The 18,882-nt window shown below is 58.6% G+C and carries 15 protein-coding genes and 1 pseudogene; 6 read left to right on the top strand and 10 right to left on the bottom strand.

Annotated elements, in window-relative coordinates; all coding sequences use genetic code 11:
- Positions 1–137 precede the first annotated feature (137 nt).
- Positions 138–1,520, top strand: a complete 1,383-nt coding sequence (locus Z052_RS02730; RefSeq protein WP_099288770.1) for an ATP-binding protein — start codon at positions 138–140, stop codon at positions 1,518–1,520.
- Positions 1,521–1,575: 55 nt separating this feature from the next.
- On the opposite strand, the gene Z052_RS02725 is transcribed toward Z052_RS02730, so the two are convergent.
- Both Z052_RS02725 and Z052_RS02720 read right to left on the bottom strand, forming a co-directional pair.
- Positions 1,576–2,202: a restriction endonuclease gene (locus Z052_RS02725; RefSeq protein ID WP_144049990.1), complete on the bottom strand. Its 627-nt coding sequence runs from the start codon at positions 2,200–2,202 to the stop codon at positions 1,576–1,578.
- The gene (locus Z052_RS02720) at positions 2,195–4,321 is read right to left on the bottom strand and encodes a plasmid replication protein RepH (protein ID WP_206746943.1); all 2,127 of its coding nucleotides are present in this window, start codon (positions 4,319–4,321) and stop codon (positions 2,195–2,197) included. Before Z052_RS02720 ends, Z052_RS02725 begins: the two co-directional genes overlap by 8 nt.
- 138 nt (positions 4,322–4,459) lie before the next feature.
- Here Z052_RS02720 and Z052_RS20720 point away from each other — a divergent pair, with 138 nt between their 5' ends.
- Positions 4,460–4,732: a hypothetical protein gene (locus Z052_RS20720; RefSeq protein WP_176455012.1), complete on the top strand. Its 273-nt coding sequence runs from the start codon at positions 4,460–4,462 to the stop codon at positions 4,730–4,732.
- Positions 4,733–5,148: 416 nt separating this feature from the next.
- On the opposite strand, the gene Z052_RS19665 is transcribed toward Z052_RS20720, so the two are convergent.
- The 4 genes and pseudogenes from Z052_RS19665 to Z052_RS02705 all read right to left on the bottom strand — a co-directional run.
- Positions 5,149–5,493, bottom strand: coding sequence for a hypothetical protein (locus Z052_RS19665; protein ID WP_144049989.1), 345 nt, complete (start codon positions 5,491–5,493; stop codon positions 5,149–5,151).
- Positions 5,493–5,996 (bottom strand): hypothetical protein, encoded by a 504-nt coding sequence (locus Z052_RS02715; protein ID WP_099288768.1) that lies wholly within the window; start codon positions 5,994–5,996, stop codon positions 5,493–5,495. Before Z052_RS02715 ends, Z052_RS19665 begins: the two co-directional genes overlap by 1 nt.
- Positions 5,997–6,218: 222 nt before the next feature.
- On the bottom strand, positions 6,219–6,518 hold the full coding sequence (locus Z052_RS02710; protein WP_099288767.1) for a helix-turn-helix transcriptional regulator: 300 nt from the start codon (positions 6,516–6,518) through the stop codon (positions 6,219–6,221).
- A gap of 14 nt (positions 6,519–6,532) precedes the next feature.
- Positions 6,533–6,844: pseudogene (locus tag Z052_RS02705) on the bottom strand (hypothetical protein); the annotation flags it as partial.
- A gap of 637 nt (positions 6,845–7,481) precedes the next feature.
- On the opposite strand from Z052_RS02705, the gene Z052_RS02700 reads away from it, so the two are divergent.
- Complete coding sequence (locus Z052_RS02700; protein WP_308203500.1) at positions 7,482–7,775, top strand: FaeA/PapI family transcriptional regulator; 294 nt, start codon at positions 7,482–7,484, stop codon at positions 7,773–7,775.
- Positions 7,776–7,811: 36 nt separating this feature from the next.
- Here the strand turns inward: Z052_RS02700 and Z052_RS02695 are convergent, their stop codons facing one another.
- Genes Z052_RS02695 through Z052_RS02685 form a run of 3 tightly spaced genes read right to left on the bottom strand, consistent with a single transcriptional unit; the run spans position 7,812 to position 12,347 of the window.
- Positions 7,812–9,173, bottom strand: a complete 1,362-nt coding sequence (locus Z052_RS02695) for a hypothetical protein (protein ID WP_099288766.1) — start codon at positions 9,171–9,173, stop codon at positions 7,812–7,814.
- Positions 9,170–11,266, bottom strand: a complete 2,097-nt coding sequence (locus Z052_RS02690; RefSeq protein WP_158228661.1) for an AAA family ATPase — start codon at positions 11,264–11,266, stop codon at positions 9,170–9,172. The genes Z052_RS02695 and Z052_RS02690 overlap by 4 nt, the downstream gene beginning before the upstream one ends.
- A complete protein-coding gene (locus Z052_RS02685; RefSeq protein WP_099288764.1) occupies positions 11,193–12,347 on the bottom strand; it encodes a hypothetical protein in 1,155 nt (384 codons plus the stop codon). Before Z052_RS02685 ends, Z052_RS02690 begins: the two co-directional genes overlap by 74 nt.
- Positions 12,348–12,548: 201 nt before the next feature.
- On the opposite strand from Z052_RS02685, the gene Z052_RS02680 reads away from it, so the two are divergent.
- From Z052_RS02680 to Z052_RS02670, 3 genes are all read left to right on the top strand, one after another.
- On the top strand, positions 12,549–13,418 hold the full coding sequence (locus Z052_RS02680) for a DNA adenine methylase (RefSeq protein WP_099288763.1): 870 nt from the start codon (positions 12,549–12,551) through the stop codon (positions 13,416–13,418).
- A 71-nt stretch (positions 13,419–13,489) separates the two neighbouring features.
- A complete protein-coding gene (locus Z052_RS02675) occupies positions 13,490–15,118 on the top strand; it encodes a ribonuclease H-like domain-containing protein (RefSeq protein ID WP_099288762.1) in 1,629 nt (542 codons plus the stop codon).
- Between the two features lie 35 nt (positions 15,119–15,153).
- On the top strand, positions 15,154–17,664 hold the full coding sequence (locus tag Z052_RS02670) for a DEAD/DEAH box helicase (protein ID WP_241897877.1): 2,511 nt from the start codon (positions 15,154–15,156) through the stop codon (positions 17,662–17,664).
- 86 nt (positions 17,665–17,750) lie between these two features.
- Here Z052_RS02670 and Z052_RS02665 read toward each other — a convergent pair.
- A partial coding sequence (locus Z052_RS02665) for a hypothetical protein (protein WP_199058224.1) occupies positions 17,751–18,882 on the bottom strand: 1,132 nt, incomplete at its 5' end.

The following is an 18,882-nucleotide window of genomic DNA, read 5'->3' as shown; positions in this document are numbered from 1 at the left end:
AGTTCTACATAAGAGCGATAGTGAATTGGTCGTCTCAAATTGGGTGTGTCTCCCGTGCGAAAAGTAGAAATCTAGATTTCTGAAATCGCGACTTCCAAAATCGGGACTTCTATTTAGATGGAACTACGATCAGGTGTATGGAACAATTCGTGGATCGGGACGTCGAACGTGAACAACTCACGGACTGCTACGAGTCCGAAACCGCAGACCTTGTCGTTATCTACGGCCGTCGGCGCCTTGGCAAAAGCGAACTCGTCCGCCAATCCATCGCTGATCGGGAAGACGCTGTATACTACCAAGCAGTTGAGTCCACGGCACAGAATCAACTCGAACAGTTCGTCGAAACTGCCACAGCACAATTCCCCTCGTTACAGAACGTCCGCCGTGACTGGGAAGCGATTCTTGAAACACTCGGTGAAGAGAACGCGATTGTGGTAATCGATGAGTTTCCATTCCTTATTGAGGAGGATGACTCGCTCCCGTCACGAATCCAGCGAGTCTGGGATACCAAGCTCCAAGAGACGGGAATGACGCTTGTCCTGGTCGGCTCTTCGATCAGTGTCATGGAAAATAAGGTGCTCTCAGGAAGCGCGCCACTGTACGGGCGACGGACAGCAACAATCGATCTCAAACCCCTCGATGTCGCTGACGCACGCAAGTTCTTCCCAGGCTATGACCCGGAGACAGCTATCACTATGTGGGCAATCTATGGGGGTACACCCTACTATCTCCAAACGATAGACCCAGATGAGACGTTAGGAACGAACGTCCAGCAGGGCATCCTCTCAGAACAGTCCCTCCTTTACTCTGAACCGGAATTTCTCCTTCGAACCGAACTCCGACAGCCGAATACGTACTTCAGTATTCTCCGTGCCTTGGCTCACGGACGACGGGCCCCGAACGAAGTCGCAGGCATGGCCGGGATAGAATCTGGGTCACTCAGCACGTACCTACAGAAGCTTCGTCGACTCCGTCTTGTTGAGCGCCACATCCCAGTCACTGCGTCACCGACAGCATCGAAACGTGGCCGATATCGTATCGCAGCGCCGTTGTTCCGGTTCTGGTTCCGGTTCGTCTACGGCAATCAGGATCAGCTTCGGATACTTGGTGACACTGCGTACGACGAAGTGGTTGCTCCAGAGGTAGCTGATTATGTGAGTCCGCTGTTTGAACGACTCTGCCAACGGGCACTCCCACATCTCGTTGACCGACGGTTCAGTGATGTCGGTCAGTGGTGGTTCAAAGAACACGAACTAGATGTCCTCGGTCTCACTGAGCCGGGGCGTGTCGCTGGTGAGTGTAAGTTCACCTCCCAGCCTGTAAGTGAGGGTGTGCTCACTGATCTTGAACGGACAGCGTCGGAAGTCCGATGGTCAGACGAACCAGCAGACGGGGAGACGCTGTACGTCCTGTTCAGCCGGTCCGGGTACACTGACGACCTCAAAAATACCGCTGACGCCCGTGACGATGTTCGACTGTTTGAGTTGTCCGACCTGATACACGCTGAACCGAACGCGTAGCAGCGAGTTCCGGGTGCCTTCTGGACTTTAGTACGAAGTCGATTGCTGTCCTCGCCTACTGTCTGGGATCATACCCACTTGCGTCCCACTCACGACTGGCGATCTTTTCGTTAATCGTGTCAAGATCGTCTTCGGTCATCGTCTCAGGATCACGCAAGGGGATACACCAGTCCAACTGTTTCCCGAAGGCAATTGCCTCTCGTCGGCGAGAGAGCATCCCAAGCTTGAGTTCAGCGAGCGTCCGCCGAAACATGTTTCGCACCTGTATGTGACGCTTTCTCCGATTCCTGTACGGACGGATCTCCCCATCAAAGCCTGGCGCTAAGGCCCAGTAATCGATGTCATGATCACTGTACGTGTATGACCGGTAGTTCAGTATCTGTGCAAATCCTTCGGCGATGTGACGCGTCGTGTAGTTACGTGTCCGCTTAACCTCGATTGCGACACAGCCGACGGCTGGGTGTTCCGCAACAATATCAACGCGACCCCTTCGTTCGTCGTCTAACACTTCCGTGTCTACGTTCCAGTCGTGTGCTTTGAGGAGCGAGATGATGTGTTGTTTGAACTCCTGTTCTCGTTCGTATTCCACTGCGGTGAGATGGGGCACCCCATTGATCATATCTGATTCGTCGATCTCTGCGTCTTCCCATACTGGGCCCTCGCGGTTGTGTCTTCTAATCATTGGTTGCGTGGTGTGTAGCTGCTTGTGTGGCAATTTCGCGAGCGATGCTTCTCGCACCGGATTTGGTAGGACTGCCCTCTATGATCGCGGTGGCCGGTGTGCTCAGGGCATCGAGGCTGGTAAGTCGATACCTACCCGCCACCGCGTGTGGTTCTCGGTGTAATCTTCTCTGCTGGCCTATGGGTCGCCAAAGGGCTCTCCTGCGGCGGTGGTTCCCGCACTCTCGGTGTGTGAGTGGCCCCGACGTGAGCGTGGTTTGGACCCCTACGCTCCGATTACTGGTCAATAGCGGCTGCTCTCCCAGAGCGTTGATCGTGGCCGTCGACGCGACGCTGGGATGGCCTACTGCCGAAGGATTGCTGAAGGTTTGTCGGGGTGCGTGTGGCTCTGTCGGGTTTCCGCACCCGAGCGCTTGGGTTACAGCATCCCACTTGCGGTGGCCAGCTACCGTTGTCGGCCGGATACGAGGAAGTTCGCTGACGGTTCCAATACGACGGTCGTAGCTACTTGCCGAGATGTCGGCGCGCTCAATGAGCTCCTGGCGACCAACTGGTTCTGGCGCCCGTAGCAGCGCCGCATAGAGCTTTGTCGCCGTTGGTGGGAGGTCTGGGCGGAACCGACTGCTTGGAAGCGTTGTCGCCGCCCTGAGGACTGCTGGCTCCCACTCGCGACGAGGATTGTCGAGTGCCCGAATCAGACAGGTGACCGCGTCGTACGGGCTCGCTCGATGCGGGACATCCCGACCGAACGACCGGAGACAGCACCGGGTGAGTTCGCGCCGTTCACGCGACGTCCACCCAGTGTCGTACTCCGCTGCGAGCTCGTCGACGATCTCCCGGATCGACGCGTATGTCGTACCGTCGCGAACGGGCACAGAGAGTGACGGCGCCTGCTCGTCACCGGTCACGATCGCTTCTCGAAGCGTGTCGAGTTCGTCGCGAAGCGCCTCGGTGATGGCTGTCTGGAGTGTAGTCGCCGTCGGCCCCGCAATGACCCACGACGCGGTCAACTCCATTGAGGCGCCGGCCTCGACATCGTACGGGAGTCGACGCTTCAGCTTTGCCGGGCGTCTCTCGAACAACATCCGGTAGCCAGAGTGGACCCCATACACCGACTGTTTCGGCACCGTATGCCGGATGAAGTCACAGAGGTCGGCTCGCTTGCGTTCGTTTTGAACGAATGGCTCAGTGTCTGGAAGTCGGACTGTCAGTGTCAGATCGACGCCAGCAGCGTGGTACAGCTGGGTGGCCGTCGCGACCAATCCGTGGAGGTCTTCGAACAACTCTCCACGGGCGGCACTGTCGGTGCTGTCGGAAAGCGCACTGAGGCGGGCGAGATGTGTGTCGCGGACCGTCTCGATCCGATCACGCCACGCTGCGTACACCTCCTCGTCTTCGCTGAACCACCCGACTTGTTGCCCACGACGCAGTGTTCGGCCGGGTGAGGTGGTAATCTCGCCGGTGCCACCGTGAATGTTCGCGAACGTCTCGCCGAGTCGCGACGGGGTGAGGATCTCCGACAGCGCCGTCTCGCTGAGTAAGACGCCCGCGAGACGTCCCAGGGTGGCAAGTGGGCCGCCCCACTGGACGATCGCGAGACACTCCTCATCGTGGTGGCTGAGGTAGCTCACTCGACCATCGTCGAACGGTTCAACCGGGTCGTCGACGAGCGTGACCGCCCCCCGCTCCGCTGGGACGGTGAATCGCTGGTGGATCGACGCCGCATCGTGGGTGTCGATCTCCTTGACGTACCCCTCGTCGGCGTCGCCAGTCGACGCGAGCCACGATTCGACCGTTGTTGGTGTGGTCCCCGAGGCCTCCCGCGGGGGCGACACTGTACTTGCTGATTCGTGAGTGGTCGCGGTAAGACTGTGTTCCAACTGGGTCTGATCCGGATGCTGGAGTTCACAATCGGCCGTGAGACACTCGCTGACAGCCGTCTCGCCGAGATCGGTGAGTGTGACTGTGTTGTGTTCCCGACGCCGGTCGATCGCGACCAGCCCTCGCGACTCCAAGTCGAGAACGTACCGACCGATGGTCCCGCGCTCAATGTCAAGGCCGGGATCCTCTGTGAGGTTTGCGTACGTGCGGCCAATGTCGGCGCGTAACGCGGCGAGCAACCGGCGTTTCCCGGGTGCGGACGCGAGTCCAGTGAGCGCCTCCCATACCGACTCTGCGGTGCCGGTTGGGCCGAGTGGCTCATCAGAACTGTGGTGTCCCTGGTTGGGGGACCGATCCCGGCTATCAGTAAGACCGAGATGGATCGCACTCCACTGCGGGTAACGACGAGCGAGCTCCTGCTGGAGTGCCGGCGAGGCGACGACCCGGACGTCGAACCCGTCCGCAAGGACGGCGATTGCCGCGAGTGCGCGGACGCCGGTCCGACGGTCTGTAAGTTCGGCCCACGCTGGGCCATCAAGCACCAACGTGAGCGCTCGTGGGGTCGGATCGAGTTCCCGATGAAGCGCGACCGGGCCCTTCACGAGCGCTCCAAGGCCGGCGTTGACTGCGCCGCGGCCGGTGCCAACTGACTCGACGGTCTCGCTCAGCGACTTGTGACGCCGCTCGCGGTACCGCGAGGTGGTGGCTGCGTCGCTGTCGGCAAGCGCAAGGTCGGTGATCGCTTGCGTGTACGCGACCGCCTCCGCGGTCGCGTCGTCCCACGTGTCCTCTAGGGAGTGCCACTTAGGGAGTGTCTTGTCGAGTATCGACGCACTCGCCCGCCACGCGTCGGTGTGACTCGTCTGGCCTTGGACTGCCTCGATGCTTGCCTCACGAAGCTGTTCGAGGACGGTCGGAACCCACTCGGTCAGCCGTGGCGAGACGTTCGCGCAGTGGATGCCGCGGGTATCGTATCGCGTGGTTGGACCCACAAGATGAACGCCCCGCTCGTGGCCCTGGCCGGCGGGCTGAAGGCGCCCGCTGTGGGCCTGATTGTCGCCCGGCATCACTCGGCTGGCTCCCAACAGTTGACCACCGCGACAAGCCGCCGGAGTAGCTGCCGGATGTACTGACGAACCGTCCGCGAGCCCGGATCGGCATCGCGGGCCGTCCGAATCGCGGCCGCGATGTCTGGATGCCGTGTCGCATCGACTGTCATCGTGGCTCGCAGTAGCCCAGCCCTGACGCCGGCGACGTCGTCGGCAATGCTCGCGGTGAGCGCACGCCGAAGATGCGTGATCGTCGCGTGGATGGCGTCGGACTCTGTCGCTGGCTGTTGCGTGGGTGGGCGCGTTGGGTGGCGATCAGTCGTCGTGCGTCGGGTGGACTCGGTGCGGTGTGGCGACCGCATTAGTCATCCCCCTCCGTCTCCGGTGGGTGGCCACCGACTGTCAGCTGCGCCCGGGCCTCACGCCGTCGCTGCCGTTGGGTCGCTGTCGGCGTGACCTGCTCGGCGAGTGGCGTCTCTGGTGGCAGCCAGCGGATCGTCGTCGTCGCTGGCGCGCTTACACCGAGTGGGACCGGCTCGACGAGAATCGGCCATATGGATTGGGTCGCAGCGTCTGAGGCGAGTCCGATACGTCCGGCGACCAGCAGTTCGTGGACGCCGAGTGTGAACACCTCCTGCTGGCGGTGTTCGCGGTGCGCGCAGACGCAGTGGCCAACTTCGTGGGTGCGCTTCTCGGCCGGCTTGGAGACGTACGCGATGACGTCGTCGCCCTCGGTGAACGAGCGCCCGCAGTGTTGACACGCCCCTGACGTGGACGCAAGCGACAGCTGATCGAGGCGTGTGATGGAGTCGTCTACGAGGGGATTTGTTGGTGCGTCGGCGGACTGCTGATTGTCCCGACTCATGGTCCCCGATTCACGCTGACAATCGATTGGCCACAGTACCACCCACACCGCGGGCAGACCCACCCGTTCACGAATCGGTTGACGAGCCGGTCGCACTGGCGGCACCGCCAGAGCTTCTTCATCATACGCGGCCCTCGACCGCTTGTTGAACGGTGATCTCGTTGAGTTCGCCAGTGAGGGTCTCGCGAGCGTCGAAGCGGATATACGGTGGCTGGGTGCGATTCACGCCGTCTCACCTCTCACCCACGCGTCGCGGTTTTCGAGCGCGGTAGTTGCCGCCGCAGTGAGACTGTAGCTGTTGGTGCGTCCGTCGCGTCGGCGTTTCTTGATAAGTCCGTGCGCGACGAGTTCGTCCAGATTCTGGTACAGGCGGCTGTGATTGATCTCCTCGCCGTAGTAGGTTCTGAGATCTGTTTTCAGTGAGAGGCCACTCTGTTCGTCAGTCTTCGCGAGCGCCCGCAGGAGATCTCGCTGGAAAGCGGTGAGTCCGGCGACGACGTCGCCGTCGGTCGTCGCGCTCATGCGGGTCCTCCAGTAATCATGTAGTCCGCGTTCGCTTCGCCAAGATAGCACGCCGTACCGTCCGCCGCTTGGACGACACGCTCACATCCGTGGCACAGCCATCCCGACAGCAGAAACGGCGACACCATGCCCCTGATTTGGTTCTGCGGGTCGCCAGCTTCGTACCGGTCAGCTGACGCATGGTGTCTGTCTGTGACGATCCCATCGCCCGGCGCGAGTAGCGGGATTTCAAGCCTCACATACACATCCGGGTGCGTGAGTTCTTCGACGTCGTCCGGGAGTGTGAATTCGTAATCGAGGTGGTCAGCATCGAACTCCGGCAGCATCACTCACCACCCCCATCAGCCCGCGTTCGTTCGCGGACAGCTGTCAGGAGTGGAGTCAGTCCATCCCGGCGCTCAGCGTCGTTAGTACTCCGAGCCCCGGTATCACAGATTGTATCACCTACCGTGCGAGCCGAGCTTGACGACGCAACACTCACCACCACCGGTGTAGGTTCAATCAGCACCAACCACAACGACTGTGTGGAAACGTCCGTACAGAGACCGACTCGGCCCGTGACAACCAGTTCATGAACACCACGCGTAAACACCGATGGATGCTCATACACATCCGCCCCGCACACCACGTACCCAATCTCAAAAATAGGGTTGCCAGCCGCCCGGAAGGCATACGCCGTCACCTCATCGCCTTCCCGCAGCTCACACCCGCACACCTGACACATCGGGGCCCCCTCCCCGAGCACATATTTTTCCAACTGGTATATAGCTTCAATAAACTGTTCACCGACAGTCTCTTGCCATTTCGGATTCGACTTTACCATGGGATTCTCACGTCCGTGGGAAGCCCAGCCCGGGTGTCACTACCACCCAGGCATTCGTTGGATCGTTACGCCCCGTCGGGGCTGGGCTCCACATCCATTATGAGTACTCATATAGGTAAATACCTTTCGGATATCTCATAATGGTGGTTGAAATACCGTCAGGACTAATCAGCGTGACCGAAAACAGGAGAATAATGCCTGGCCGTGACGAAGAGACAGGGCGATATACCGGTCAGTACCCTACTGACGATTTTCTTAATGCTATTGATGAAGAAGGAGGAATGGCCGGTACCGGTGAGATTGCGGACCACGTTGGCTGCGCGCACGACACGGCGTATAAGCGGCTTCAAGAGCTTGAAAAAGAAGGAATGATCTCTTCTCGTAAAATGGGCAACACGCTACTGTGGGAGAGGAGTAGAACAAAAGAGAACTGAAGTCTCATTATTCTCGCTGTTCGCATAGATACTCAGCTACTGATTCAGCACGTTCTTTAAAATTCCGGGCAGTTCCTCACTGAGTTCCCCTGCCTGTAGAATGGTTATCGGCTCGTCTTCCTGTGCGTCTACGGACAGCGTCTCCCGATCAAGGTCCTGCACGACAAGGAGGCCATTCCACCCGTTGCCGAAGATATCCTCCTTATTACTCGTGTCTCGCCCGAAGACGTAGTCTTCGTTGATTCGGAGGGATGCGAGGTATTCGAGGGTCTCTTTGATTCCAGTTCGGATTGTTTCTTCGCGGGTGCTGTGTTTCACTTCGGCGATGAGGTATTCGTACGTGATCGGGTCGTCTGATTTGACTTCGAGGACGATGACGTCGGGGCGGCCGGTGTGGTTCTGGAAGTTCTTATCGAAGTAGGTGCTGGCGACGTCGCGTGCGGTTTGTTGGACGCGTTCAGCACGAGTTGGTTCACGGTCGTCCGGAGTGGCTTCTGTGCGGAAGGAGAGGCCGCGGTCGCTAGCGGACGTGTCGTGATACAGCACGATTTCTTGCTCACCGTCGATCTTAGCGACTTCTTGGCGTCCGCTTTTGATCGTTTGGAAGACGGGTTGCGTGCCTTGTAACTCTTCGAGTGTGGTGATGAATCGGAAGAGGACGTAGAGCTCGAAGAGCCGGGCTTGGTCGTCTGGGGTGATCGCGGTTTGACTCAACAGTGTGCGTAACGCGTCGGGGTCACCGTCGAACAACTCTTGACGAGCGCGGAGAAGCGTGGCGGCGTCGCGGTAGATTTCTTGCCGGGAGTTGGCGGCGGTGGTGAGCATGCGTTCGGTTGGTTCGTACGTTTCTGGGTCACGGATGCGGCGGACGTGGACGTTGCGTTCGACGGTGCGTTGTACTTGGTCGATGAGGTCGGTGTTGGCTTGCCACCGGTCGGTGACCCAGTCGTAGTTGCCTTTCAGGTACTCGTCGGCGTCGCGTAGCGTCGTGTAGATGATTGAGAAGAGGCGTTTGAGGACGATGTTCTCGGGGATGTCGTAGTCTTCGGAGCGGTTTTCGGTGACGAATAACGATCGGTCGTTGGGATTGGTGGAGTACCGGGCTTTGACGGTTGATCCCCAGTTGATGTGCCCGTCGATGCCGCCGCGTTGCGTGCGGGCGACGGTTTTCGTTTCGGTGCGGACGTTTCGCAGGCGTTGGGAGAGCTGCTCGACGAACTCGACGATGTCGGGTTTGAGGATGAAGTGTAGGTCGAGGAGGAGCTCGTAGTCCTCGAAGCGTTGGTCGAGTGCCTCGGGTTTGATTGAGGTGGCGAGTTCCTGTTTGGGGAACCCGCCGTTCATGACGTACGCGAGGATGTCTTGGGTGAGCCCGTCGATGAGGTCCTCGCGGTTCATGACTCAGTCTCTGTGTCGATCGTGACTTGGAGCATGTCACTCGCCGCGGTTCTGAGCGTGTCGGTGTCGGTTGCGTCGACAGCTGCGATGTGCGTGATGATTTGTTTCCGTTCTGGGACGCCTTCGAGCTGCGGGAAAATATAGCTGATAACGGCCTCGGTAACGCGTTCTGAGAGGTCGTCTGTCGCGGAGGTGCGGCGGTTCGTGACGTACGTGAGCATGTCGCGGACGATTGCGGGGCCGATCGATCGGTCGTCAACGGCTTGGTTCGTCTGCTTCCACACTTGCCCGATCGCGTCGCGTTCCTCGTCGCTCGGGTCGAGTCCGTCCCAGGCGTCGATGTACGCGTTCATCTCGGTTGTCAGCTCAGTACGTGCGGTGTCGTCGTCACCGGTGGTAAATTCGGGAGCCGGGACGCGGATGAATGCGAAGCGCCGCATGAACGCGTAGCTCATTTCGTACAGCGAGGTTTTGTCGTACGTGTTCATGGTGGCGAAGATCCGCCAGGAGTCGGGGACAACGTACTGGTGTTCGGCTGGCAGGTCGTCGAGATGGTCGGTGGTGAGGAGTTCGATTTCGCGGTCGTTTCGCGTGAAGGGGAGTTGAACGGATTGTCCGGAGAGCAGCGTGAATAGTTGGCCGAAGGCTTTGTCGATGTCGGCGCGATTCAATTCGTCAATGATGACGGGCTCGTTCGATTGAACGCCGGTCTGTGTGTCTTTGAGCCGATTGAGGATAATGCCGGGCGTGAACGCGAGATCGGCGTTTGCGTTGTCGTCGTTGGTTTCGGTCGGCATGTACCCACCGACGGTGTCGAACGTGGACCAATCAGCGGTCGCCGTGGTGAGTTCAGATCCGGAGTACAGGTGCGGGTACGCGTCGGCGAGGTGCGTGGCGACGCGTTCTACGATCTCGGTTTTTCCGGTGCCGGGCGGGCCGGTCAGGATGACGTGGTCGCCGGCGAGGAGTGCGGCTTCGATTTGTTCGATAATCGTCTCACCAAGGTCACCCGAGAAGTACAACCCGTCAAGGAGATCATTGGCTGGGAGCGTCCCGGTAAACGGTTTCTCGTAATTGACTGGTGCGAGTTCTGTGAGATCTGGTGCTAGGGCGGTTATGATGGCGCGTGGACGGGAGAGGTCTTGCGTGCCGTCATCGTTGCGGAACGTGACGAACGTGTTCTGTGTCGGGAACTCTGTGCCGCTTACCTCTCGACAAAGTTGTTGAACGCGGTCGATGGTGAGTCCGTTCTGCGTTAACGCGGTGAGTTCTTCGTTGAGTTCCGCGTGGCTTTTCGCTCGCGCGCTAGTTGTGAGATCGAGTTTGTTGATGTCGCTCGTGATGAAGAGTCGGTCGAGCCCGATGACACGCTCTATGAGTTGGTCTGTTTCGTGTTCGTCGTGTAGCCAGTACTCGGTTTTCTGGTACGGGTGGCCGAAGATCCCGACACCGAACACGACTCCATCTTGGGGTTCCAGCTCGGTGTTCGACGGTTTTTGTTGCGCGTGGAAGATAGCGATGTCACCGGGTGAGGCGTCGCGCCAGTGGTCGGCGTGTGTCTCTTCTACGGGGATGCCGCGGTATTCGATGGCGGTTAGCCAGTAGTCGGGTGGCGCGGTGAGCTTGTAGACGGTGGTGTCGCTGTTTTCGTCGAGATGTGCGAGAACAGGATGGTCAATATCGGGTTCCTCCTCGTCGTCAGTCTCAGTATCGTCTGCTGGCTGCTGTGTTCCCTGTTTGAGGAGGTACTCGCCAGCTGCTTCGCTGAGGTTGTAGAAGTATTGCTGATTGATCCCACCAGCGTTCACGGGATAGTACTGGTCAAGGCGGTGCTCCCACAGTGTTTTGAACACGTCGGCGAATGCGAGCGGGTCTGGAAACCGCGTGAATTCGGTTTCGACACGATAGTGTTCCTCTTCATCGACATCATCATCTCCGTCACCGGTTGTGATGATGTGAGCTGGTTCGACGACTTCGTGATACCCAACGAGTTCGCCGTTGTTGTAGCTGAAGACGATGTCACCGACGGTGAGTTTCGGCAGATCGTACTGAAATAAGTCGTCGGTCGTGGGCTCGGAGGAATTCTCCGTCAATTTCTTCTTCACCTTGATTTACCCAGTAGTACGGTGCTGGATCCGTGATTGGCTCGGTGGTGTCTGTCTGGTCATTGTGGGTGAGTATCGCTAGCAGGTCGTGCCAGTTGTTGGCTCGGCCGGTGAACGGGTCGTCGTAGGTCCCGTCATCCGCAACTCCGATCTCGATGCTTTGGGACGCAGAGGCAACTTCGCTGAGGAGATCTTCTGTGAAATAGAGGAAGTCATCGAGGACCGGGTCGTACAAATCAGCGGTGTCTGTGTTGAGGACGATCCCGACGATCGTCTCAGCCGCATCGCGTTCTAATGCGTTGTGTTCGCTGTCAACGCTGATTTGTAGGAACTCCGGATCGGTGTGTGAGCCTGTGTGTGAATCGTCTATGAATGGGTGATGACCACAGATGTGGGTTGGCTGGTCACCCGGAATCTCTACTTGGAATCCTTCGAGTGTGCTGTCTTCGATACGTATTCCTTGTTTGTCGGTGTATTGTCTCAGTACATCGATCCAGTCGGTCGTTGCGTCTCCAGTTGCTGGCGGGATTACGACACGATCACTAAGTAAATTGAGCGTTTCAACAGCATCTCGCCCAGCCTTCGTCAGTGAGTTCGTGTCACCCTCATGGGTGAGGTACCCGAGCGCTTGAAGCCATTCCCGGTGCCGTTTGATTGCCGTGCCTGTGGACGCGGCATCGAATTCGGCGACGATCAGGTCCTGGATTTCTTCATCAGTTTGAGGCGAGTCAGCAAGTGCGGTGAGAATTGTATCGAAGCCTTTGATCCCGCTGCGAAGCGCCTGAAGCACCACGAACGGGTCATGTGTTAGTTTGTATCGTTCCCCGTATACTCCTAGGCGGCACGTCTCCCCCTCGAACCGCACGAGGTGTAGGGATTCGAAGAACCCCATGTTCCGATCGACAAACGACTCACCTCCACCGCCTGTATTGTGGTCGAACCACTCGTAGAGCGCTTTGCGAGACGGGTGTTCATCACCGACGAACGCGAGAAAGTCCTGGAGGATTGAGATGCGGTTTTCGACACCGCCGTAAAATCGGTCCGTGCTCATGCGGCGATCGTCGTCCATACCCGTACTGTACACGGGAGTAATGTAACTCTGATTACTGAATGCCGCCGCAATCGATGGCAGGCACTTGGACGAACTAGTAGAGCTGTTCGTAGATTACAGCGCGATGGCCTGTGTCTCCGAGTATCAGGTCAAATCTATAGCAGGCTGCTCTTGGAGACGAGACAGGCTTTTCTATACCGTATTGAAACGTGAGTGTGAATGGTGGAACCGATTTTGAAGTGGGCGGGTGGGAAACGCCAGCTTCTCTCTGAAATCACGGGGCTCTTCCCGACGTCGTATGAGGCGTATCATGAGCCGTTCGTTGGCGGTGGAGCCGTGTTCTTTCACCTGAATCCTGATGAGGGGACAATTAACGATCTCAACGACCGGTTAACAACGTTCTACGAGGTTGTCCGCGATCACCCGGATAAGCTTATTGAGGAGAATAAGACGCACAAGCATTCGGAGGAGTATTTTTACGAGGCACGCTCGGAGTTCAACGAGTTCCTCTCGGACTCTACCCTGAAACATGAGAACCGTGTTCGGGAAGCGAGTCTGCTGTTGTATCTAAATCGGACGTGTTTCAACGGGTTATATCGAGAGAACAGCGACGGGGAATTCAACGTCTCGTTCGGCCGGTACACGAATCCGGACTGGGTACAGGAACAACGGATTCGGAAGGCCTCCCGCTCATTACAGGGTACCCGAGTGTTCAACACCGATTTTGAATACGTGGTTGAGGAGGCGACGGACGGCGATCTCGTGTATTTTGACCCGCCGTACGAGCCGGTGTCGAAAACAGCGGATTTCAATTCGTATCACGCCGATGGATTTGATCGAGACCATCAGCGTCGGTTGCGAGACGCGGCTGTTGAGCTCACAGAACAGAACGTCTCAGTTCTCATTTCGAATTCACCACCGGTCACAGAGTTGTATGAGGAGCATGACGCGTTCTCAGTGACGTACGTCGATGCGACGCGAGCGATTAACAGCGACGCAAGTAATCGTGGCGAGGTTGCTGAAATCCTGATAACGAACGTCCAACCTGAGAACCGGCGGCGGAAGACGCTCGCAGATTTCACTGAGTGACGACCTCTTCTAATCACTTTCACGCCGCTCTTCGAAGATTAATATGCTCCCGGGTCAACGTATCAGTTGAGATGACCGACGAGCCGGATTCTGCTCGGCACTCCGACTCCACCCGTCCACCACGGTTGAGTACTGACGGTGGGGAGACGGGGCCGCAACTGCCGGCGTTGCCGCCTCCGGATGAGTCGCCGACTCGAATCCTTGCGCTTTCTGGGGCCGCTGTGAGCAGCTCTCACCGCGATACCATCACCGCGATGGTCGATAGCTTGGATCCTGATGTGCTTGTTGCGACGGAGCCGCAGGCGAGCATCGTTGGCCCGGCTCTCAATCGAAAGTTCGATTTCGATATGCTTGAAGTTGGTACCGGGATGCGGCCGGACGTGGCGGTTACAGACGAGGATCGGTGTGTTGTCATAGCGTTGCCGATGGGTGAGGAGCCGCTCGACCCGGAGCGGATTGCGAGCAGAGTCGGGATATCTTCAGTGGGAGAAGATCTGGCTGATGTAGCGACGACTTCTCAGATCTGTCTGATTGACCAGTCTGTTTCGTTATCTGTGGATCCGTATGCCCGGTCAGCAACGCTTGAGGGACTCCATACCTATCACGGTCGGGTTCCGGACAACTGGTGGACGGCGCGTACGGTTCATCTTTCGACGGCGTTACGGGCTGGCTTCACGACGACTCGGAGTCATGGAGACGATGGTGACTCGCAGTTTGTCGGTGTCGGAACATCGAACGCCGATCTGGGTGTTGGTACGGCAGCAGATACGACACAGGCAACACTCGTTGCCCTCTATTCGAATGGAGCAGTTGATGTCTCCGAGATTGATCCGCAGAAATTCGGCTTGCGCGGTGTTCCGGAGATCGGTCCGACGCGGTTTGAGACGTTGCGTGATGCTGGCATCACTACTGTCGATGGGCTTGCCGACACTCCGCTCCGGCAACTCACCGAATTATCTGGGCTGGGGCGAACTTCTGCGAGCACGGTCCAGACTGCTGCCGAGGCACAGTCAACGAACACCGTCCTCCCGACGGGTGATGATTCGTTACCCAATCAGGAGCCGGTGTTCATCGACATTGAGACAGACGGGTTGAATCCATCGACGGCGTGGCTAATCGGGGTGCTCGACGGCGGCCCTGAGGATGGGCACTACATGAGCTTCCGCGAACAGGCCGTCGGTGACGGATCCCATTTGAAGGCGTTTATGACCTGGCTCACGGGTGCCGCAGCGGGGCGGCCGGTCGTCGCATGGAACGGATACCAATTCGACTTTCCGGTCATCACGGAACAACTCCAGCAGCACCACCCCGATCTCGTAGAAGCTTGGACCGACCGCTATCAGTTCGATGCGTTGTGGTGGGCTACGAAGAAGAACGGCGGCAACGCAGCGCTTCCTGGGCGAACGAACAAGCTGGAGCATGTCGCTGACGCGCTCGGGTGGGAGCCGTCGACGAACGGGATTGACGGTGAGAGCGTTGCCAAGCTGTACACAGCGTATCGAAGCCAAGTTGCCGGAGACACGCATGCCGGAACCGTTGTTGAACCCGACTGGGACCGGTTGGAACGGTACTGCGAAGACGACGTGCGAGCGCTCGCGACGATTTACAAGCATCTCGAAGCAGCTGCGCGACGGGACTCGGAAACGAAGACGCCGACCGGTGAAAACAGCTCACAAGGCTCGCTCGCCGATTTCTCCTGACAATGACTGATAACCATTCACCTCGATCCGAACACGTGAGTTCAACCGACACGCGGATGCTGCGGCCCGATGGAGGGACTGCTCGTCACCGCGAGGTACTCTCTGAGTCGGAGCTGAAAGAGTCGTTCCCGGACTGGCGTGAACAGATCCGGCATAGTGAGCGGCTCGACGCGCAGTCTGCTGAGACTGTCGCTCCCGAGGACGTGCTTCAGGATCGGCTTGCGTCACGGCTCGGCCATGATCTGTACTCACATCAGGCCGAGGCACTGGAGCTGCTTGCGGCCGATGAGAACGTGGTGATTACGACGTCGACCTCATCGGGGAAGACGCTGATCTACCAGCTTCAAATCGCACGGAATCACCTCGCTAACGATGATGCGACCGCACTCTGTCTGTTCCCGACGAAAGCGCTCACAAACGATCAAGAACAAGCGCTGAACGATCGGTTGCGCGGTGAGTTGGATCTTGATACTCACATCGGGACGTATGATGGTGACACCAAAGATGAGCGGAAGCGGACTGTTCGTGAGAATGCGAACGTTATCCTCACGAACCCGGCCGGGTTGAACGTCTACTTACCACGCCATAGCAAGGATCGCGGCTGGCATCGCTTCTACAGTAATCTTGAGCTCGTGGTGATTGACGAGGGCCACGAGTACGGCGGCGTCATGGGGACTCACGTTGCGTGGATCTTGCGCCGGCTTCGGCGCGTACTCGCCCACTACGGTGCGGATCCGCAGTTCGTGATCACGACTGCGACGATCGGTAATCCGGCTGCTCACGCTTCTACATTGACCGGGGCTGAGTTCAGCGTCGTTAGCGAGGATGGGTCGCCGCGTGGGAATCGTGATATCGTGTTGTGGGAGCCACCGCTCGATGACGAGGCCCTTGAAGGGTATGATGATGGCAGCGGCGACCTGATGGAGGGGTTCGAACAGGCACGTCGGTCCAGTGCGCGTGAAGCGTCCTCCGTGACGGCGCACTTGGCGGTTAACGGGATCCAGACGCTACAGTTCACGACAGCCCGTCAAGGAACCGAGATCGGCGCAAAACAAACGGTACAGGCCGTTCGTGACCACCCGCGTGATGGGTACATCGACGTTGAACCTTACCACGCGGGCCTTGGCAAGCGGAAGCGTCGATCCGTCGAAAACCAGTTGAAAAGCGCTGACCTCGATGCGGTCATCTCGACGAACGCGTTGGAGCTGGGGATTGACATCGGGTCGGTGGACGCAACGGTGACAGACTCATATCCGGGGACCAAACAGTCCTTCTGGCAACAGATCGGGCGGGCGGGCCGCGTGACGAGTGACGCACTCTCAGTGCTTGTTGGGGGGACAGATGCGATGGATGCCTATATTCTCGATAATCCAGGGTATCTATTCGATGACGACACCGTGGAGGACGCTGTGGTCTCTATCGACAACGACCGCGTCTTCGCAGACCACTTGCTCGCGGCGGCCGCTGAACGTCCATTGACGGCTGAAGATGCGCCGTATCTCGGTGGCGAGGACCGGTTCCGGGAAATGACTGCCATGTGGCAAGACGCCGGGCTACTTGAACAAGCGGGGAATCTCGACGCTGGCGGTGTCACCTACGCCGGCGACCGACGCCCGCAGAGCCGGATCTCATTGTATGGGACGACAGGCATCGATTACGAGGTAGTCTGTACCAACGGCGAAATTGAGCACGACCCGGTCGCTACGGAACGAGCTTACCGGGACTACCATGAGGGGGCGTTGTTCCTCCATGCGGGCCAACAGTACGAAGTGACAGAGGTTGACCACGACCAGCCGCACCCGCGAATCCACGTCGAAGAGGTGGCTACCACGCACTACACGCAGACGCTGTCAACCAAGCAGGTTCAGGATCTCGACGTCAAAGACCACACTTCGCTGGCAGGTGACTATGATATCTACTTTGGGACAGGGACGGTGCGGATCACCTACGGGAACTACATGGTCCGTGACTACCGAACGGGCGAACTCATTGACGGACCGCTTCCGACCGAGACACCACCGCTTGATTTACAGACCGAGCTCCTGTGGGTCTCGCTGCCCGAGGACCATCTACGGACGACGATCAATGCCCTTGATGCGCCGCTCTTGGAACCGACAGAGCGAGCAAGCGATGATCCACGGGTACCGATGGAACAAGCGCGGTACACGTACGCCGGCGGGCTCCACGCCGCTGAACACGGGATCATCCAGCTCGCACCGCTGGAGCTGATGATCGACAATCACGATATTGGCGGGCTCTCAACGCCGTCGCACCCGCACGAAACGATCCCCGGGCCGACATGGTTTGTTCATGATGGAATCGACGGTGGGATTGGCTTCTCAAAAGCGATATACGAGCACATCGAGACACTAGCGGACCGGACACGCGAACACATTGCTGACTGTGAGTGTGGCCGTCGCCGGGGCTGCCCGCTCTGTGTCATGAGCGAAGACTGTGGGAACAACAACGACCCGCTCGATACCGCGACCGGGACGATGATTCTCGATGACTTGTTGGCAGCGTTCGATACACAGTCAGGGAGGTAGCGAGGTATTCGACGCGGAACAATCCGTTCACAGACGGACCTAAGCCGGTGAGTGCGTACAGTTCTCCGTTGAAACTCTCTCCTGGGTCACCGTGGTCCGGATGCGCTACCAACCGCTTGCTCTAACCGCCATGTGTTGCTCAACACGGTCTTCTTGTCGTCGGTGCCGCCGGTGGTGAGGATTCCGACGTGGTAGAGCTGGTATTTGAATTGGAAGTGAATGCCAGACTTGTACACCGTCGGATCAGTCAGCACGGCTTCATTGATGTCGCCGTCTGCGGTGAGGACGTCGTCCCGTCGATGCTGGGTGAAGAACACCTCAACGGCGAGTGGTTGGTTGATGCGTGCGGCTTCGAGTGCGATGTCGGCGAGTGTTGCGTCCCGCGTCCCGTTCTGGTGGATCCGTTCGAGCGCGGTGATGATGAGTCGAGTCGGCTCGTATTGGATGGCGACGGAGCGTGCGAGCTGTGCCCATCGTGGGGCGAGCTCGGTGAACCTCGTCGATCTGCCTGTCCACGTGTCGAACTCGGCGAGCGCCGCTGTTACACTGCCGTGCTGGTCGCGGCCGAAGCGGACGACTTCTGCGCCGAGGTGCGTGAGTGAGTCGCCGTTTGGCTGGTCGTTGACGAGGTTCAACAGAATCGCGCCGCGCCGTCCACCAGAAATAGCGTTGATGACGTTGTCGACGTACACGGTCTCGGTGTCGCCGTCGACAGCAACCGCAAGCGCGTATCCGAGGTAGTTTTTCGGGTGATTCACCGGGAAGCTTCCGTCGGTGAGTCGATGCGTAGTCGCCTGAAGCCGGACCGCATCGATTGTCGTCGAGAACTCACCAGCCCCCGTGACGCGAGCGGGTTCGATGACACGTGCCGAATCCGAATCGTCGACAGCGATGACACCAACGTTGAGATTCCGCGCCTGGGCACGTGCTGTGTCGGTGATACTGGGCGCCGGCGCAGCGACGTAGCCAAGGTTGACTTCAGGGAGATGGTTGTGCGCTTGGGCGATACCGCGAGCGACGTCCGCAGCGGCCGGGTCCGAGTTGTGGCCTTTCGCCTCGATCACTGTGACTGGTGTCGTGGCCGCATCACCGTTGAGCACCTTGGTGGCCGGCATCCCAACGCCGAGAAGATCTGGTTCCCCAGCAGCGAGTCGAATCGTGTTGTACGGCGCAAGCCGCTCTCGTAGCGCCTGCGGAATATACTCAACGTCGAAAGTT

The sequence above is a fragment of the Halorubrum sp. C191 genome (assembly GCF_002727095.1).
Classification (GTDB): domain Archaea; phylum Halobacteriota; class Halobacteria; order Halobacteriales; family Haloferacaceae; genus Halorubrum; species Halorubrum ezzemoulense.
Note: the sequence above shows the minus strand (reverse complement) of the source record. Positions and strands in the feature narration are given on the sequence as shown.

Excerpts from the sequence above, each read along its gene's own strand:
- Z052_RS02730 (WP_099288770.1), top strand. The coding sequence starts at position 138 with ATGGAACAATTCGTGGATCGGGACGTCGAACGTGAACAACTCACGGAC.
- Z052_RS02725 (WP_144049990.1), bottom strand. The coding sequence starts at position 2,202 with ATGATTAGAAGACACAACCGCGAGGGCCCAGTATGGGAAGACGCAGAG.
- Z052_RS20720 (WP_176455012.1), top strand. The coding sequence starts at position 4,460 with ATGGATCGCACTCCACTGCGGGTAACGACGAGCGAGCTCCTGCTGGAG.
- Z052_RS19665 (WP_144049989.1), bottom strand. The coding sequence starts at position 5,493 with ATGCGGTCGCCACACCGCACCGAGTCCACCCGACGCACGACGACTGAT.
- Z052_RS02715 (WP_099288768.1), bottom strand. The coding sequence starts at position 5,996 with ATGAGTCGGGACAATCAGCAGTCCGCCGACGCACCAACAAATCCCCTC.
- Z052_RS02710 (WP_099288767.1), bottom strand. The coding sequence starts at position 6,518 with ATGAGCGCGACGACCGACGGCGACGTCGTCGCCGGACTCACCGCTTTC.
- Z052_RS02700 (WP_308203500.1), top strand. The coding sequence starts at position 7,482 with ATGGTGGTTGAAATACCGTCAGGACTAATCAGCGTGACCGAAAACAGG.
- Z052_RS02695 (WP_099288766.1), bottom strand. The coding sequence starts at position 9,173 with ATGAACCGCGAGGACCTCATCGACGGGCTCACCCAAGACATCCTCGCG.
- Z052_RS02685 (WP_099288764.1), bottom strand. The coding sequence starts at position 12,347 with ATGGACGACGATCGCCGCATGAGCACGGACCGATTTTACGGCGGTGTC.
- Z052_RS02680 (WP_099288763.1), top strand. The coding sequence starts at position 12,549 with ATGGTGGAACCGATTTTGAAGTGGGCGGGTGGGAAACGCCAGCTTCTC.
- Z052_RS02675 (WP_099288762.1), top strand. The coding sequence starts at position 13,490 with ATGACCGACGAGCCGGATTCTGCTCGGCACTCCGACTCCACCCGTCCA.